Below are 16,374 nucleotides of genomic sequence, written 5' to 3' on the forward strand. Positions count from 1 at the left end.
AACGCCACCGTGATCCCGCCCGCGCCCGCGTGGACGGGATCACCCGCCCGGTCGGCGGGGCACTACCAGCGCGGCACCGAGGGCGTGACCCAGCCGGGTTCGGCGACCCGCATCGCGGCGGCGTCGTCGCGGTCCCGCAGCGAGCCGTCGTCTTCCAGCCACCGCCGGTGCAGCTCCGCCAGCCTCGCGCGGTCCAGCTCGACGCCGAGGCCGGGCGCGTCCGAGACGGCGACCTTGCCGCCTTCGAAGGTGAGGCGCTCGGTGAGGACGTCCTCGGACTGCCAGGGGTAGTGGGAGTCGCAGGCGTGGTGGAGGTTCGGGACGGTGGACGCGACGTGGGTCATCGCGGCAAGGGAGATACCCAGGTGGGTGTTGGAGTGCATGGACACCCCTACGCCGAAAGTGCGACAGATCGCCGCGAGTTGTTGCGTATTGCGCAGCCCACCCCAGTAGTGGTGGTCGGAGAGCACGACCTGCACGGCGTCCTTGGTGAACGCCTCCTTGATCTCCGCGAACGTCGTCACGCACATGTTGGTCGCCAGCGGCACCCCGGCCCGCGCGGCGACCTCGGCCATGGCGGCCGTACCGAGCGCCGGGTCCTCCAGGTACTCCAGGACGTCCCCGAGTTCGCGCGCCACCTTCAGCGAGGTCTCCACGGACCAGGCCCCGTTGGGGTCGAGCCGCAGGGGGTGCCCGGGAAAGGCCTCGGCGAGTGCCCGTACGGCCGCGATCTCCTCGTCCGGCGGGAAGACGCCGCCCTTGAGCTTGAAGGAGGTGAAGCCGTACCGCTCGGTGAACTTCCGGGCCTGCTCGACGATCCCGGCCGGGTCGACGGCGGCACCCCAGTCGTCCTTCTCGGCCGCGACGCCCGCGGGGTGCTCGGCCCACTTGTAGAAGAGGTACGCGCTGTACTCGACCGCGTCGCGCACCTTGCCGCCGAGCAGCGCGTGCACGGGCAGCCCGAGCGCCTTGCCGAGGGCGTCGAGGCAGGCGACCTCGAAGCCGGAGACGACGGACAGCCGCAGCTTGTCGGCGGTCTGGACGCCGCGCAGCCCCCCGACGTCGACCTGCCCCTGGATCCGGGACCGGTCGACGGACACCTCGTCGGCGACGACGAACAGGCCGTTCAGATCGCCCACTTGGCGCCCGACGAGCTTCTCCGCGAACGGCCGGGCGAGTTCCAGGTACTTGGTGTCGCCGTACGTCTCGCCGACGCCCGTGACGCCGTCGGCGGTCACGACCTCCACGATCAGCCGGGGTGTGTACGGCTGGTGGACGCCCTGGGTGTTCAGCAGAGGCGGGTCGGCGACCAGGATGGGCGTGAGGCGGACCTCGGTGATCGTGAGGTTCACAGGGCGGCTCCTACGAGGTCGAGGCCGGTGGCGAGGAGGGTGCGCAGGTCGGCGAGGTCGGTGGCCGAGGGGTCGGTGAGCGGGGCGCGTACGGGGCCGACGGGGCGGCCGCGCAGCCGGGCGGCCGCCTTGACCAGGGACACCGCGTAGCCGGGCACCCGGTCGCGGATCTCGACGAGCGGGACGTAGAAGTCGCGCAGCAGCTTGTCGACCGTGCCCTGGTCGCCGCCGTGGAGAGCGGTGAAGAAGGCGTTGGCGATCTCGGGGGCGAAGGCGTGGACGGCGGAGGAGTAGGCGGGGACGCCGACGGTGGCGTAGGCGCGGGCCTGGATCTCGGCGGTGGCGGCGCCGTTGAAGAAGAGGAAGTCCTCGGGGGCGGCGAGGGTGAGGCGCTGGAGGCGGTCGAGGTCGCTGTGGCCGTCCTTGAGCCCGATGACGTTCGGGATGCGGGCGATGCGCCGCAACGACTCGGCGGTGTAGGCGACCTGGCCGCGCTGGTAGGCGATGAGCGGCAGGCGGGTCCGGGCGGCGAGCTGCTCCAGCTGGGCGACCAGGCCGTCCTGCGGGGCGGCGACGAGGTAGTGCGGCAGGACGAGGAGGGCGTCGGCGCCGGCCTCCTCCGCGATCAGGGCGAACCGGGCGGCCTGCGCCCAGCCGTACCCGACGCCGGCGACGACGGGGACGCGCCCGCCCGACGCCTCGACGGCGATCGAGACGACCTGCCGGTATTCGTCCTCGTCCAGCGAGAAGAACTCGCCGGTGCCGCAGGCGGGGAAGACCGCGCCGGGGGCGGTGGCGAGCTGGGCGGCGACATGGGTGCGGAAGCCGTCCGGGTCCAGCGTGCCGTCGTCGTGGAAGCTCGTGAGCGGGAACGACAGCACGCCCTGTGCCATGCCGTCCCGCAAGCGGCGGATCGTGACCGTATGCGTGTCGGTACCCGTATCGAGGCTTACCCTCGCCATCTCTCCCCATCTCCAGATGTAGATGTCATCCACGTATGAGAATCGAGATTAGATAGGCGAACCACCAGCGTCAATGGCGCCGTCCGTACGAGGGCGCGACGATTACCATCGGCCCATGTCAGAGACAGGCGGCGTCCGCGAAGTGAAGTCGGCGGCGCGCACCGTGGAGTTGCTGGAGCTGCTCGCCGCGCGCGGCGACCGCCCCGCCCGCCTTCAGGAACTGGCCGAGGCGCTGGACGTGCCGCGCAGCTCCATGTACGCGCTGCTCCAGACCCTGATCTCGCGCGGCTGGGTCCGCACGGACGTCACCGGTTCCCTCTACGGCATCGGCATCCACGCCCTGCTCACCGGCACCAGCTACCTCGACTCCGACCCGCGCGTCCGGGTCGTACGCCCGTATCTCGACGAGGCGTCGGAGGCGCTGGGCGAGACGATCCACATGGCGCGGCTGGACGGGCGGGACGTGGCGTACCTGGCGACGCGCGAGTCGCACGAATACCTGCGGACGATCAGCCGGGTGGGCCGGCGTCTGCCCGCGCACGCGGGCGCCCTGGGCAAGGCCCTGCTCGCCGAACGCCCCGACACCGACCTCCCCGACGGTCCGTACGAGCCCCTCACCCCCCACACCCGCACCACCCGCGAGTCCCTCGCCGCCGACCTCGCCGAAGTAAGGGCGCGCGGTTACTCGATCGACCGCGAGGAGGGCGTCCCCGGCATCGTCGGCTTCGGCTTCGCGCTGCGCTACGAGGTCCCGGCCCAGGACGCGATCAGCTGCTCGGTGCCGGTGGCACGGCTGTCGGCGGGCCACGAGGAGCGGATCGTGGCGGTGATGCGGGAGATCAGGGCGAAGATCGAGGCGACGGTTCCCGGCGGGAGCGGCGGGGGCGGGGCCGTGCACTGGCGCAGGTGAGGTCCGCTTTCCGGCACGGATGAGGGCGCCTTCGCGGCGCAGATGAGGGCATCTTCTACCCGTGATCCCCCACCCCAAACAGAACGTGCCCCAGATCACACCACCCGCGCTTCTTCCCCCCTCCCCCCGCTTGATACAAATTGCCCGCGCGTTCCTGTCCGTCGACGGCCTGCGCTCCTCCCCCTCTTGAGCCGCTCCTTTCGCATGCCCTGGGAACGCCCGTGTTCGCCCCTCGCACCACTCCCTGGCCCCTCGTCGCCCTTTTCACGGCCGGGTACCTCGCTCCGTATCTGCTGCCCACGGTCGTCGGCAGACTCGACTCCGGACTTCCGCTCACCCCCACCCAGGCGGGCGCCGTCGGCAGTGCGCTGCTGCTGAGTTCGGCGTCGGCGGGCTTTTCGCTGGCCTCCCGGGTGGACCGGATCGGGGCACAGCGGCTGGCCCGGATCGGCCTCACCCTGGCCCTGCTCGGCTACGGCGGCGCGGCGCTCGCCCATGCCCTGCCGGCCGTGGTGCTGGGCGTCCTGGTCGGCGGCTTCGGCTCGGGTACCGCGACGGCGGTCGCCGCCACCGGCATAGCCGCCCTGCGCGACCCTCACCGCGCCACCACGCTGGGCCTCCTGGGCGTCTCCGCCCTCGCGGGCGCCGTCTACCTGACGGTGCCGCACCTCGGCGCGGGCCACGGCCAGCCACTGGCCGCCATCGCCCTCACCGCGCTCGCCGTATGGCCGCTGACGGCCCGTCTGACGCCCAGCGGGGCGCCGCAGCCCCGGAGTCGGGCGGCCACCACCCGCCTCCCCCACCTCCGCCACGGTCTGGCCCTCGCCGCCTGCATGCTCTGCTGGTCCCTCGCCCAGAACTCCCTGTGGGGCGTCAGCGGCCGGATCGGCCTGGACCAGGCGCGGCTGACGGAGGCGACGGTCGGCGCGGTGTTCGCTGTCGGGCTCGGTGCCGGGCTGCTGGGCGTGACCGGGGCGGGCGCGCTCGGCCCGCGCCTCGGCCGCGCGCTTCCCGTCGGCGCCGGTACCGCCCTCATCGCGGTGTGCATCGCGCTCAGCGCGTCCGCGACCGACCTGACGACCTTCGCGACCGGCGAGATCGCCTGGAACACGCTCTACCCGATCGTCCTGTCGTACGTCATCGGCCTCGCCGCCTCCCTGGACTCACGGGGCCGTTGGGCGGTCCTCGTGGGCTCGGCGTCCTCCCTGGGCACCGCGGCCGGCCCCCTGACCGGCAGCGTCCTGTCCGCCCAGGCCGGCTTTCCCGCCATGGGCACGGTCCTCGCGGCCGGCCTGCTGGTCGTCGCCGTACCGATGACGGTCGTGGCCCTGGCCCGACGCCCGCAGGAGACGGTCGAGGTGGCCGAAGGCGCGGAGATCATGGAGATCGTCGAGATCCCCCTGGACACCACGGAAGCCACCCCGACGGCCCCGGACCGCCTGACCGCGGCGACCTGAACCGCCGCCGGCCCGGCTACCCGAACTCGTACGCCTCCACCTCGGCCAGATACCGCGCCCGCAGCTCCTCGTCGTCCTCCAGGAAGGAGGCGAGGAAGGAGTTGCGGGCCAGTTCCCGGAGCCGTTCCCGGTCAAGGCCCAGCGCCGAGCGCACCGCGTCGAAGTTGTCGCCCGCGTAGCCGCCGAAGTAGGCCGGGTCGTCGGAGTTGACCGTGCACATCAGGCCGGCGTCGAGCATGGCGGGCAGCGGGTGGTCGGCGAGGACGTCGACGGTCCGCAGCCGCACGTTGGAGAGCGGGCAGAGGGTCAGCGGCACCCGGTCCCGGACCAGCCGCTCGACCAGCGCCGGGTCCTCCATGCACCGCAGCCCGTGGTCGACGCGCTCGACGCCGAGGATGTCGAGGGCCTCGGTGATGTACGCCGGCGGCCCCTCCTCGCCCGCGTGCGCGACGCGGCGCAGGCCGAGCGCGGCGGCGGCCTCGTAGACCTCGCGGAACTTCACCGGCGGATGGCCGACCTCGGCGGAGTCGAGGCCGATGCCCACGATCCGGTCGAGATACGGCTCGGCGGCCCGCAGCGTCGCCATGGCCGACTCGGCGGAGTCGTCGCGCAGGAAGCACATGATGAGCCGGGTCGAGACCCCGTGGTTCGCCTCGCTGCTCCCCAGCGCCCGCCACAGCCCCTCGACCACCGTGCCCAGCTCCAGGCCCCGCTTGGTGTGCGCCTGCGGGTCGAAGAAGATCTCCGCGTGCCGCACGCCCTGCGCGGCGGCACGGGCGAGGTAGGCGTTCGCCAGGTCCTCGAAGTCCCGCTCGGTGCGCAGGACGGCCATGAGCTCGTAGTACAGGTTCAGAAAGGACTGGAGGTCCTCGAACTGGTACGCCTTGCGGAGCTCGTCGGTGTCGGCGTACGGCAGCTCGACGCCGTTGCGCGCGGCCAGCTCGAAGGCGAGCTCGGGTTCGAGGGTGCCTTCGATATGGAGGTGCAGTTCTGCTTTCGGGAGAGACATCAAAGCATCGTACGGGGGTATTACCGACGTTTCGGCAGCGGCACCCGCAAGAGGTCGTACGCCACCGTCAGCTCCCCGTCGAAACCGGCGTCCCGCGCCTGCCGCTCGAACTCGTCCGGCTCGCTGTAGCGCTGACTGAAGTGGGTGAGCACGAGATGCCGTACGCCGCACTCCAGGGCGACGCGTGCGGCCTGACCGGCGGTCAGATGGCCGTGCTCGACGGCGAGTTCGACGTCGTCGTCCAGGAACGTCGACTCGATGACGAGCATGTCGCAGCCGTCGGCCAGGGCGTACACCCCGTCGCACAGCCGGGTGTCCATGACGAACGCGAAACGCTGCCCGCGGCGCACCTCGCTCACATCCGCGAGGGAGACCCCGCCGAACACCCCGTCCCGCTGGAGCCGGCCCACGTCCGGCCCCTTGATGCCGTGCGCGGCGAGGCGTTCGGGCAGCATGCGGCGGCCGTCGGGCTCGACCAGGCGGTAGCCGTACGACTCGACGGGATGCGACAGCCGGGCGGTCTCCAGCGTGTAGCCACCGGTGTCGGCGACGACCCCGTCCTCGCTGACCGGCGCCTGCGCGAGGTCGACGGTCTCGCGGTAGGCGGTGGCGTACCGCAGCCGGTCGAAGAAGCGCTGTCCGGAGAGCGGGTAGTGGGCGGTGACGGGGTGCGGGACCTTGTCGAGGTTGATCCGCTGGATGACGCCGGCGAGCCCGAGCGAGTGGTCCCCGTGGAAGTGGGTGACACAGATCCGGTTCAGGTCGTGCGCCGCGACGCCGGCCCGCAGCATCTGCCGCTGGGTGCCCTCGCCGGGGTCGAAGAGGATCCCTTCGCCGTCCCATCGCAGCAGGTACCCGTTGTGGTTGCGGTGCCGGGTCGGGACCTGGCTCGCCGTGCCGAGGACGACCAGTTCACGTACGGACATGGCGAGTTACCCGGGGGGCCACTGCATGCCGCGGCCGCCGAGGACGTGGGCGTGCGTGTGGAAGACGGTCTGGCCCGCGCCGGCGCCGGTGTTGAAGACGATGCGGTAGCTCTCCAGCTTGTCCTCGTCGGCCACGGCCTGGGCCTCGCGCAGGACGTCCGCGGCGAGGGCCGGGTCGGCGGCGGCGAGGGCTGCGGCGTCCTTGTAGTGCGCCTTGGGGATGACCAGGACGTGGGTGGGCGCCTGGGGGTTGATGTCCCGGAAGGCGACGGTCGTCTCCGTCTCCCGGACGATCGTCGCCGGGACATGCCCTTCGACGATCTTGCAGAACAAGCAGTCGTCCTTCGATTCCCCTGCCATGCGTGTGCCTCCTCACGCCGGGTGATCTCTCACGGGCATGCTATCGCCGAGGACACAGACTCCCTCACCGGTCCGGCAGCTGCGGTGCCGACTTGGCCGGCCGTTCCTCCAGCCCCGCCAACGCGAGCCGCACCGCCTCGTCCAACTGCGCGTCCCGCCCGGCCACCCAGTCCTGCGGACGCTGCACCACCTCCACATCCGGGTCCACCCCGTGGTTCTCCACGTCCCAGCCGTAACCCTCCAGCCAGATCGCGTACTTCGGCTGTGTGATCAGCGTGTCGTCGACCAGGCGATAACGGCTGTCGATCCCGATGACGCCGCCCCACGTCCGCGTCCCCACCACCGGCCCGAGCCCCAGCGCCTTGATCGCCGCGTTGACGATGTCCCCGTCGGACCCGGAGAACTCGTTCGCCACCGCGACCACGGGCCCGCGCGGAGCATCCGCCGGATAGCTGTACGGCCGCATCCCGCGCGGCAGTTCCCACCCCACGATGCGCCGCGCCAGCTTCTCCACGACCAACTGCGAGGTGTGCCCGCCGCCGTTCTCCCGGACGTCCACGACGAGGCCCTCACGGGCGACCTCGACCCGCAGGTCACGGTGGATCTGCGCCCAGCCCGGCGCCTGCATGTCCGGAACGTGGAGGTAGCCGAGCCGGCCGCCGGACTTCTCGTGGACGTACGCCCGCCGGTCGGCCACCCACGCGTGGTAGCGCAGCGGCTGCTCGTCGGCGATCGGTACGACGACCGCGTGCCGTGCCTCCCCGCCCCCGGCCGGTGAGACGGTCAGCTCCACCGCCTTGCCGGCCGTGCCGACGAGCAGCGGCCCGGGCCCGGTCACGGGGTCCACCGGCACCCCGGCCACCGCCAGGATCGCGTCCCCGGCCCGCACCGCGACCCCGGGTGCGGCCAGCGGCGCCCGGGCGTCGGGGTCGGAGGTCTCCGACGGCAGGATGCGGTCGATGCGCCAACTGCCGTCCTTATGACGGGAGATGTCGGCGCCGAGCAGGCCCTGCCGGGCCCCGCCGCCGTAGCCGCCGCGCCCCGCGACGTACGCGTGCGAGGTGCCCAGCTCGCCCTGCACCTCCCAGAGCAGGTCGATCAGGTCGTCGTGGGTGGCGACCCGGTCCAGCAGGGGGCGGTAGCGGTCCAGTACGCCCGTCCAGTCGACCCCGCTCATGTCCGGCCGCCAGAAGTGGTCGCGCATGATGCGGCCGGTCTCGTCGAACATCTGCCGCCACTCCGCCGACGGGTCGACCGTCTGCCGTACCCGCGTCAGGTCCACGGTGATGTTCGAGTCGCTGTCGTCGTCGCCGGAGGCCCGCCGGTCGCTGGGGACGACCTTGAGCCGGCTGTCGGTCCACAGCAGCACCCGCTTGCCGTCGCCGCTGACCTCGAAGTGGTCGGCGTCGTCGGCGAGATGCTCGATCCGCCGCTGGACGAGGTCGTAGCGCTCCATCTCGGTCTTGGGCTCGGGGTCGTCGGGCGTGGCCCGGGTCGCGCCGAGCGCGCCGCGCACGGGATGCCGCAGCCACAGCACGCCGTCCTTCGCGGCCCGCAGGTTGGTGTAGCGGGCCGCCTCCACGGGGAACGGCACGATCCGGTCGGCGAGGCCCTCGAGGTCGATGCGGGTGGTAGGGGTGCCCTCGCTGTCGGGGGTCTCCTCCTTGTCCGGCGCGTCGAAGGGACGGCCGTGCCGCTGCGGGCCGAAGGGGGACGGAGTGGTCGCGGCGAGGGTGATCAGGTGGGGGCGGGAGCCGACCACGAAGGCGAGGTCGAAGACGTGCTCGTCGTAGACGGGGTCGAAGGCACGGGTCGACAGGAAGGCCAGGTGCTTGCCGTCCTGGGTGAAGGCGGGCGCGTAGTCCTGGAAGCGCAGGGGGGTCGCCTCGGAGACGGACAGGTCGGTGGTGTTGGCGAGCTTCAGCTGGGACAGCGGGCGCGGGCCGGGGTGCGACCAGGCCAGCCAGGCCGAGTCGGGCGAGAAGACAAGACCGGACACGTCGCCGTCGGCGCTCCGGTCGACCTCGCGGACCTCGCCGGACTCCCGCTCGACGAGCAGCAGCCGCCCGTCGTGCGCGGCGACCGCCGCCCGGCTTCCGTCGGGTGCCATGGCGAGCTCCAGGACCCGGCCCAGCTGACCGGCACCGAGCCTGCGCGGCGTGGCACCCGGTGCGAGGCCGGTCGCCGGGGCGAACTCCAGGGCGTCGTCGCCCTCCGCGTCCGTCACCCACACCACCCACTCCTCGCCCTCCGCCCGGAAGGTGCGCGGCAGCCGGGCCCGTACGCCGGGCTCGGCGGCGAGGGCGCGGGCGGGGCCGGCGCGGTGGGTGACCCAGTGCACGGCGCCCCGGACGCAGACGGCGCTGCCGCGCGCGGTGTGGTCGGGCGCGGCCTCCCCGAAGGCACGGGCGGCGTTCAGCTGGTACGCCTGCCGGTCGGTGCGCTGTCCGCCGAGCCGGATGTCGAGCCGGCGCGGCTCGGCCCCGTCGAGGTCGTCCAGGAGCCACAGTTCCCCGGCGCGGGCGTACACGACGCGGGTGCCGTCGCTCGCGGCGTGCCGGGCGTAGAAACCGTCGACAGGAGTGTGCCGTCGTAGGTCCGACCCGTCCGCGAGGGACGAGTACAGCGCGCCCACCCCCTCGTGGTCGGAGAGGAAGGCGAGCCGGTCACCGGCCCACACGGGGAACTCGATGTTCCCGTCCAGGTCCGCGTGCAGCCGTACGAAGTCGCCGTCGCCCGCGAGGTCGATCCACAGCTTCCCCGCCGTGCCGCCCCGGTAGCGCTTCCAGCGGGCGGCCTCCAGGCCCATCGGCGCGGACGCGAGCACGAGCTGCGGCCCGTGCACGACGTCGGCGACGGGGCCGTACGGCAGGGTGGTGGCCGGGCCGCCGTCGAGCGGGACGGTGTGCGCCCAGGTGCGGCGGCTGCCCGCCTGGCCCCGGGTGCTGATGGCGAGAATCCGGCCGTCCGGCGTCCAGCCGCGTACCCGGGTCTGCCAGCTGCCCCAGTGGGTGAGGCGCCTGGCGGGGCCGCCGTCGACCGGCGCGATGTGCACCTCGGGGGCGCCGTCGCGGCTGGAGGTCCAGGCGACGGTCGTGCCGTCGGGCGAGATGCGCGGCAGGGTGACCGGCACGTTGTCGGCGCTGACCCGCCAGGCGCGGCCGCCGTCGAGCGGGGCGAGCCACACGTCGTCCTCGGCGGTGAAGGCGACCAGGTCACCGTGGAGATGCGGATACCGGAGATAGGAAGACGGTCCGGGCGTCGCGGGCTGAGTCACCCGATCACCATAAGCAGGGGCGGCCTCCGGGGACAGACCTTTGGATCACTTGCCCAACTCCCGGCCGAAAGCGCTCACTTGCCCTCCGGCCAGCAGTTCGGGTGCTGCTTGCAGTAGACGGTCTTGGTGACGGTCACGGTGACGGTGGGCCCGGGCTGCTGTCCGCCGCCGGACGGGTTGACCGGCGAGGGCGTGGCGTCGCAGTCGCCCAGCCCGTTGACGTGGAACCACTCCTTGCCGGCGATCTTGGCGACCAGGTCCCCGCGCACACAGGAACCGCTGACGGCCCGGGTGATCCGGCCGGTGACGACAATGTCCTTGCCGTCGGAGGTCTCGCCCTCGCAGTCGACCTTGACGACGGTGTTCGCGCTGGCCGTCGCCCCACCGGACTTGCCGTCGCCGTCGTTGTCGTACGAGCCGGTGCAGTTGAGCCACCGCACATCGGCCTTCTGCCGCTCCAGCTCCGCGGTCACGGTCTGGTCGGTCGTGAACGCCACGGTCGCGCTGCTGAGCCCACCGGGATCACAGGCGGTCATCCCGCCGACGGCGAGCACGGCCACTCCGACCGCACCCGCCACGCGCGGGCGCCGTCCGACACGACCCCAAACCCTGCTGAAAGCCCCCATGAGAGGGCAGCCTGCCACTGTCCCGGCCGCCGCGGTAGAGCGCATACGGCCACTCCCCCACGGGATCAGGACCGCAGCAGCAGCCACTCCTGAAGCTCCACCAGGTTGCCCTCGGGGTCCTTGAGGTGGGCGACGCGCATACGGTCCGTCATGGGGGCGGGACCGTGCAGGAGGGTCGCGCCGCGTGCGGTGATCCGGTCGCAGCAGGCGTCCAGGTCGTCGACCCGCAGTACGACCAGGGAGCGATGGCCGGTGGCCGCGTCGCCCAGTTCACCCAACACCTCGGCCATCATCGCCCGGTCCTGGAGGGCGATCCCGGCCGAGCCGGTGGCGGGGCTGAACTTCTCGTACGGCCCGTTCACCGCGCCCGACTGCGGCTTGAGGCCGAGGACGTCGGCGTAGAAGCGGTAGCAGGCCGGGAAGTCGCCGACCAGCAGTCGTACTTGGGCGAGTTCCACGGCGTACGTCCCTCCCGGGTCAGGACCAGCGGCCGGTGCGGCCGAGGAGCAGTGCCGTCGCCGCGGTTCCGGCGGTGGAGGTCCGCAGGACGGTACGGCCCAGACGGTACGCCTTCGCCCCCGCCTCCTCGAAGAGGGCCAACTCCTCGGGGCTCACGCCGCCTTCGGGTCCGACGACGAGCACGATGTCGCCCTCGGCGGGGAGCGCCGCCGTGGCCAGCGGCTCGCTGCCGTAGTCGCGGTCCTCGTGCAGTACGGCGGCGAAGTCGGCCCCGGCGAGCAGCGCCGCGACCTGCTTGCTCGTGGCCGCCTCCGCGACCTCCGGGAAACGCACGCGGCGCGACTGCTTGCCCGCCTCACGCGCGGTGGCCCGCCACTTGCCGAGGGCCTTCGCGCCCCGCTCGCCCTTCCACTGCGTGATGCACCGGGCGGCCGCCCACGGCACGATCGCGTCGACGCCTGTCTCGGTCATGGTCTCGACGGCCAGCTCCCCGCGGTCGCCCTTGGGCAGGGCCTGGACGACGGTGATCCGGGGCTGCGCGGGCGGCTCCTGCGCGACGGCCCCCAGCTCCACCACCAGCCGGTCCTTGCCCTCGGCCGCCTTGACGACGCCCTCGGCCCAGCGTCCGAGCCCGTCGGTGAGGACGACGTCCTCGCCGGCCCGCAGCCGCTTCACCGAGACGGCGTGCCGCCCCTCCGGCCCGTCGAGGACGTACTCGCCTCCCGAGGGGGCGGCGCCCCGCTCCAGCGACTCGACGACGAACACCGGCGCGGTCATCGGCCGGCACCGCCCTGCGGGAAGGCCGACAACGCTGTCGACGCCGCGGCCAGTTCGGCGGCCAGGACCTCGATCAGCTGTCCGGCGGGCAGGTCACGGGCCATGCGGTGCCCCTGCCCCGCCCACAGGGCCATGCCCTGTGGGTCGCCGGAGGAGGCGGCCTTCTTGCGCAGGGGCGAGGTGAGGTGGTGGATCTCGGGGTAGGCGGCGGGGGCGTACGGGCCGTGCTCGCGGAGGAAGCGGTTGACCAGGCCGCGCGCCGGGCGGCCGGAGAACGCGCGCGTCAGCTCGGTCCGGACGAACAGCGGGTTGGTCAGCGCCTGCTTGTGCACGGCGTTCGCGCCGGACTCCTGGGTGGCGAGGAAGGCGGTGCCGAGCTGGGCGGCGCTCGCCCCGGCCGCGAGGGCGGCGGCGATCTGGCTGCCCCGCATGATGCCGCCGGCGGCGACGAGGGGCAGGCTCACGGTCTCCCGGACCTGGGCGACGAGGGAGAGCAGGCCGATGCCGGACCCGTCGGTCTCCGGGTTGTCGCGATGCGTCCCCTGATGCCCGCCGGCCTCCACGCCCTGCACGATCACGGCGTCCGCACCGGCCCGCTGCACGGCGAGGGCCTCGTCCGGGGTGGTGGCGGTGACGAGGGTGAACGTCCCGGCGCGCCGCAGGGACTCCAGCACCTCGCCGCTGGGCACACCGAAGTGGAAGGAGACGACCGGCACCGGGTTGTCGAGCAGCACGGCCAGCTTGGCGTCGTACCCGTCGTCCCGCCCGCTGTCCGGATCGCCCAGCTCGGTCTCGTACCAGGCGGCCTCACCGGCGAGCTGATGGGCGTAGACATCCACGGCCGCCGCGTCCGCGTACTCGGGCTGCGGCATGAACAGATTGACCCCGAACGGCCGCCCGGTCAGCCCCCTGAGCTGCTTGATCTCCTGGTACATCCCGTCGGCGGTCTTGTACCCGGCGGCGAGGAACCCCAGCCCACCGGCCTCGGCCACGGCAGCGGCGAGCTGCGGCACGGAGACGCCGCCCGCCATGGGGGCCTGCACGATCGGATGGGGGAAGAGATCGGTCAGCGCGGAGGACATGACGGCATGTTGTCACGTCCCCCGAACAAGTCCGAATCGGCCCTTCCCCTTGGCATAGGCCAACAATTTCCCACGGGGATCAGCACAAGTCGAAGCCGGGCTCAGCGCCCGTTGAACGCATCCTTCAGCCTGGAGAACAACCCCTGCTGCCCCGGCTGGAACTGCCCCTGCGGACGCTCCTCGCCGCGCAGCTTGGCCAGCTCGCGCAGCAGCCGTTCCTGCTCGGGATCCAGCTTGGTCGGCGTCTGCACCTCGACGTGCACGATGAGGTCGCCGCGCCCGCCGCCCCGCAGATGTGTCACACCCCGCCCGTGCAGCGGGATCGACTGACCGGACTGGGTGCCGGGCCGGATGTCGACCTCCTCCATGCCGTCCAGCGTCTCCAGCGGCACCTTCGTGCCGAGGGCCGCCGCCGTCATGGGGATCGTCACCGTGCAGTGCAGATCGTCGCCGCGCCGCTGGAACATCGCGTGCGGCAGCTCGTGGATCTCGACGTACAGGTCACCGGCGGGACCCCCGCCCGGCCCGACCTCGCCCTCACCGGCGAGCTGGATCCGCGTGCCGTTGTCGACACCGGCCGGGATCTTGACGGTCAGCGTCCGGCGGGACCGTACCCGCCCGTCGCCCGCGCACTCGGGGCACGGCGTCGGGACCACGGTGCCGAAGCCCTGGCACTGCGGACACGGCCGGGACGTCATGACCTGGCCCAGGAAGGACCGCGTCACCTGCGACACCTCACCGCGACCGCGGCACATGTCACACGTCTGGGCGGAGGTGCCGGGAGCGGCCCCCTCACCGTTACAGGTGTTGCAGACGACAGCCGTGTCGACCTGGATGTCCTTCGTCGTGCCGAAGGCCGCCTCGTCGAGCTCGATCTCCAGCCGGATCATGGCGTCCTGGCCCCGGCGCGTACGCGAGCGCGGACCGCGCTGCGACGCCGTACCGAAGAACGCGTCCATGATGTCCGAGAAGTTCCCGAAGCCGCCCGCGCCGAAGCCGCCGGCTCCTCCGCCGCCCGCCTGGGACAGCGGGTCGCCACCGAGGTCGTAGACCTGCTTCTTCTGCGGGTCCGACAGCACCTCGTAAGCGGCGTTGATCTCCTTGAACCGCTCCTGGGTCTTCGGATCCGGATTGACGTCCGGGTGCAGCTCGCGCGCGAGCCGCCGGAAGGCCTTCTTGATCTCTTCCTGCGACGCGTCGCGACGCACGCCGAGAACGGCGTAGTAGTCCGTGGCCACTTACGACTCCGCCAGGATCTGTCCGACGTACCGTGCCACTGCGCGTACCGCTCCCATCGTTCCCGGGTAATCCATGCGGGTCGGTCCGACCACGCCGAGCTTGGCGACTGCCTCGCCGCCCGAACCGTAGCCCACCGACACGACGGACGTGGAGTTGAGTCCCTCGTAGGCGTTCTCGTGCCCGATGCGCACGGTCATGCCCGAATCCCCTGCCTCGCCAAGGAGTTTGAGGAGCACGACCTGCTCCTCCAAAGCTTCCAGAACGGGCCGGATAGTGAGGGGGAAGTCATGTCCGAAGCGGGTGAGATTGGCGGTTCCGCCGATCATCAGCCGCTCCTCGTTCTCCTCGACGAGTGTCTCCAGCAGGGTGGAGAGCACGGCCGAGACGGTGCCGCGGTCCTCCAGGTCGAAGGCCTCGGGGAGGTCCTCGACGAGGGGCGGCACATCGCTGAAGCGCCGCCCCGCGACCCGGCTGTTGAGCCGCGCGCGCAGATCCGCGAGCGACCCTTCGCCGAAGGGCGCCGGGCAGTCGACCATCCGCTGTTCGACCCGCCCGGTGTCCGTGATCAGTACGAGCATCACGCGCGCGGGCGCGAGGGACAGCAGCTCGACATGACGGACGGTGGACCGGGTCAGCGACGGGTACTGCACGACGGCGACCTGCCGGGTGAGCTGCGCGAGCAGCCGCACGGTGCGGGCCACGACGTCGTCGAGGTCCACGGCGCCGTCGAGGAAGTTCTGGATGGCGCGCCGCTCCGGCGGGGTCATCGGCTTGACGCCGGCGAGCTTGTCGACGAACAGCCGGTAGCCCTTGTCGGTGGGGATACGCCCCGCACTGGTGTGCGGCTGGGCGATGAAACCCTCGTCCTCCAGGGCCGCCATGTCGTTACGGACGGTTGCCGGGGAGACACCGAGGTTGTGCCGCTCGGTCAGGGCCTTCGAGCCGACCGGCTCCTCGGTCCCGACGTAGTCCTGGACGATGGCACGCAACACCTGAAGCCTGCGTTCACTCAGCAATCGCGCACACCTCCAGAAGTCGTCCCCTCGGCGCCTCGCCTGGCACTCTGCGCTGGTGAGTGCCAACCGTCCCCGGCCAGTGTACGGCGGTGGGGTACGCCCCGGGCAAGGCCGGTCACGGACCACAGTGCCCGATGCCGTCGTCTTGGCTAGCGTCGCGGTATGACGGTGACTTGGGAAGAGCTGGGGTGGGAACGGCTGGCGGCCGGGGTCGGGCGGTGCCGGCTGCCGGGCTGGGACTGCACGGCGGGGCTGGTCGTCGGGGAGGGTGGCGCACTGCTCGTCGACGCCGGGTCGAGCCTCCGGGAGGGCGTGCGACTGCGGACGCAGGCGCAGCGGCTCGCCGGTCACCGTGTGACTCATCTCGCGCTGACCCATCCGCACTTCGATCATGTCTTCGGGGCGGCGGCGTTCGCGGGGGCCGAGGTGTACGGGGCGGTGGGCATCGACACGGTGTTCGCGCACGAGCGGGCGGAACTGCGCGCGGACGCCGTGCGCAACGGCCTGGACCAGGACGCGGCGGACGAGGCGGTCGACGCACTGGTCCACCCGCGTCACCAGGTGAGCGGCGAGTGGACCCTCGACCTGGACGGCGGCCGTCAGGTCCTCCTGGCGAACGTGGGCCCGGCCCACACGGCCCACGATCTGGTCGTGCTCGTGCCGGGCGGGGTCTTTGGCGAGCGGGAGGTGGTCTTCTGCGGTGACCTGGTGGAGGAGTCCGGTGAACCGCAGGCCGGCCCGGACGCCGTACCGTCGCACTGGCCGGCGGCCCTGGACCGCCTCCTCGGCCTGGGCGGCGAGGACGCGCTGTACGTGCCCGGTCACGGAGCGGTGGTGGACGCGGAGTTCGTGCGCCGCCAGCGCGACGCGTTGGCCGCCCGCTTCGGCGTGTCGGGCTGAACGGCGGGACGCGCGGGCCGGG

15 protein-coding genes are annotated in these 16,374 nt (G+C 72.4%); 3 read left to right on the forward strand and 12 right to left on the reverse strand.

From position 1 onward, the window contains the following. Positions 1–62: 62 nt before the first annotated feature. On the reverse strand, positions 63–1,352 hold the full coding sequence (locus tag AQJ67_RS40665) for a glucarate dehydratase family protein (RefSeq protein ID WP_062724561.1): 1,290 nt from the start codon (positions 1,350–1,352) through the stop codon (positions 63–65). Continuing rightward, positions 1,349–2,314, reverse strand: a complete 966-nt coding sequence (locus AQJ67_RS40670) for a 5-dehydro-4-deoxyglucarate dehydratase (protein ID WP_062724563.1) — start codon at positions 2,312–2,314, stop codon at positions 1,349–1,351. The genes AQJ67_RS40665 and AQJ67_RS40670 overlap by 4 nt, the downstream gene beginning before the upstream one ends. 115 nt (positions 2,315–2,429) lie before the next feature. Between AQJ67_RS40670 and AQJ67_RS40675 the strand changes: the two genes are divergently transcribed. After that, positions 2,430–3,224, forward strand: coding sequence for an IclR family transcriptional regulator (locus tag AQJ67_RS40675; protein WP_062724565.1), 795 nt, complete (start codon positions 2,430–2,432; stop codon positions 3,222–3,224). Positions 3,225–3,445: 221 nt separating this feature from the next. Further along, positions 3,446–4,681 carry an MFS transporter gene (locus AQJ67_RS40680; RefSeq protein ID WP_062724567.1) on the forward strand — a complete coding sequence of 412 codons (1,236 nt, stop codon included), beginning with the start codon at positions 3,446–3,448 and terminating at the stop codon, positions 4,679–4,681. A gap of 16 nt (positions 4,682–4,697) precedes the next feature. On the opposite strand, the gene AQJ67_RS40685 is transcribed toward AQJ67_RS40680, so the two are convergent. The 10 genes from AQJ67_RS40685 to hrcA form a co-directional block, all read right to left on the reverse strand. Continuing rightward, the gene (locus AQJ67_RS40685) at positions 4,698–5,690 is read right to left on the reverse strand and encodes an adenosine deaminase (protein WP_062724568.1); all 993 of its coding nucleotides are present in this window, start codon (positions 5,688–5,690) and stop codon (positions 4,698–4,700) included. Between the two features lie 20 nt (positions 5,691–5,710). Continuing rightward, the gene (locus AQJ67_RS40690; protein ID WP_062724571.1) at positions 5,711–6,616 is read right to left on the reverse strand and encodes a ribonuclease Z; all 906 of its coding nucleotides are present in this window, start codon (positions 6,614–6,616) and stop codon (positions 5,711–5,713) included. Positions 6,617–6,622: 6 nt separating this feature from the next. Beyond that, positions 6,623–6,976: a histidine triad nucleotide-binding protein gene (locus AQJ67_RS40695; RefSeq protein WP_062724572.1), complete on the reverse strand. Its 354-nt coding sequence runs from the start codon at positions 6,974–6,976 to the stop codon at positions 6,623–6,625. Positions 6,977–7,040: 64 nt separating this feature from the next. Further along, a complete protein-coding gene (locus AQJ67_RS40700; protein ID WP_062724574.1) occupies positions 7,041–10,253 on the reverse strand; it encodes a S41 family peptidase in 3,213 nt (1,070 codons plus the stop codon). Between the two features lie 74 nt (positions 10,254–10,327). Further along, complete coding sequence (locus AQJ67_RS40705; RefSeq protein ID WP_062724576.1) at positions 10,328–10,879, reverse strand: hypothetical protein; 552 nt, start codon at positions 10,877–10,879, stop codon at positions 10,328–10,330. Between the two features lie 65 nt (positions 10,880–10,944). Further along, positions 10,945–11,337: a VOC family protein gene (locus AQJ67_RS40710; RefSeq protein ID WP_062724578.1), complete on the reverse strand. Its 393-nt coding sequence runs from the start codon at positions 11,335–11,337 to the stop codon at positions 10,945–10,947. 19 nt (positions 11,338–11,356) lie between these two features. Continuing rightward, positions 11,357–12,115, reverse strand: coding sequence for a 16S rRNA (uracil(1498)-N(3))-methyltransferase (locus AQJ67_RS40715; protein WP_062724580.1), 759 nt, complete (start codon positions 12,113–12,115; stop codon positions 11,357–11,359). Continuing rightward, complete coding sequence (locus tag AQJ67_RS40720) at positions 12,112–13,197, reverse strand: nitronate monooxygenase (RefSeq protein ID WP_062724582.1); 1,086 nt, start codon at positions 13,195–13,197, stop codon at positions 12,112–12,114. The genes AQJ67_RS40715 and AQJ67_RS40720 overlap by 4 nt, the downstream gene beginning before the upstream one ends. Before the next feature lie 101 nt (positions 13,198–13,298). Further along, a complete protein-coding gene (dnaJ, locus tag AQJ67_RS40725; RefSeq protein ID WP_062724584.1) occupies positions 13,299–14,435 on the reverse strand; it encodes a molecular chaperone DnaJ in 1,137 nt (378 codons plus the stop codon). Further along, a complete protein-coding gene (gene hrcA / locus AQJ67_RS40730; RefSeq protein ID WP_062724586.1) occupies positions 14,436–15,452 on the reverse strand; it encodes a heat-inducible transcriptional repressor HrcA in 1,017 nt (338 codons plus the stop codon). It abuts the gene before it with no gap. A 162-nt stretch (positions 15,453–15,614) separates the two neighbouring features. Between hrcA and AQJ67_RS40735 the strand changes: the two genes are divergently transcribed. Then, positions 15,615–16,352 (forward strand): MBL fold metallo-hydrolase, encoded by a 738-nt coding sequence (locus tag AQJ67_RS40735; protein ID WP_062724588.1) that lies wholly within the window; start codon positions 15,615–15,617, stop codon positions 16,350–16,352. The last annotated feature ends 22 nt before the right edge of the window (positions 16,353–16,374 follow it).

It is taken from the genome of Streptomyces caeruleatus (genome assembly GCF_001514235.1).
GTDB classification, from domain to species: Bacteria; Actinomycetota; Actinomycetes; order Streptomycetales; family Streptomycetaceae; genus Streptomyces; species Streptomyces caeruleatus.

Coding starts and splice junctions, on each gene's coding strand:
- AQJ67_RS40670 (WP_062724563.1), bottom strand. CDS start 2,314: ATGGCGAGGGTAAGCCTCGATACGGGTACCGACACGCATACGGTCACG.
- AQJ67_RS40675 (WP_062724565.1), top strand. CDS start 2,430: ATGTCAGAGACAGGCGGCGTCCGCGAAGTGAAGTCGGCGGCGCGCACC.
- AQJ67_RS40685 (WP_062724568.1), bottom strand. CDS start 5,690: ATGTCTCTCCCGAAAGCAGAACTGCACCTCCATATCGAAGGCACCCTC.
- AQJ67_RS40690 (WP_062724571.1), bottom strand. CDS start 6,616: ATGTCCGTACGTGAACTGGTCGTCCTCGGCACGGCGAGCCAGGTCCCG.
- AQJ67_RS40695 (WP_062724572.1), bottom strand. CDS start 6,976: ATGGCAGGGGAATCGAAGGACGACTGCTTGTTCTGCAAGATCGTCGAA.
- AQJ67_RS40705 (WP_062724576.1), bottom strand. CDS start 10,879: ATGGGGGCTTTCAGCAGGGTTTGGGGTCGTGTCGGACGGCGCCCGCGC.
- AQJ67_RS40715 (WP_062724580.1), bottom strand. CDS start 12,115: ATGACCGCGCCGGTGTTCGTCGTCGAGTCGCTGGAGCGGGGCGCCGCC.
- AQJ67_RS40720 (WP_062724582.1), bottom strand. CDS start 13,197: ATGTCCTCCGCGCTGACCGATCTCTTCCCCCATCCGATCGTGCAGGCC.
- AQJ67_RS40735 (WP_062724588.1), top strand. CDS start 15,615: ATGACGGTGACTTGGGAAGAGCTGGGGTGGGAACGGCTGGCGGCCGGG.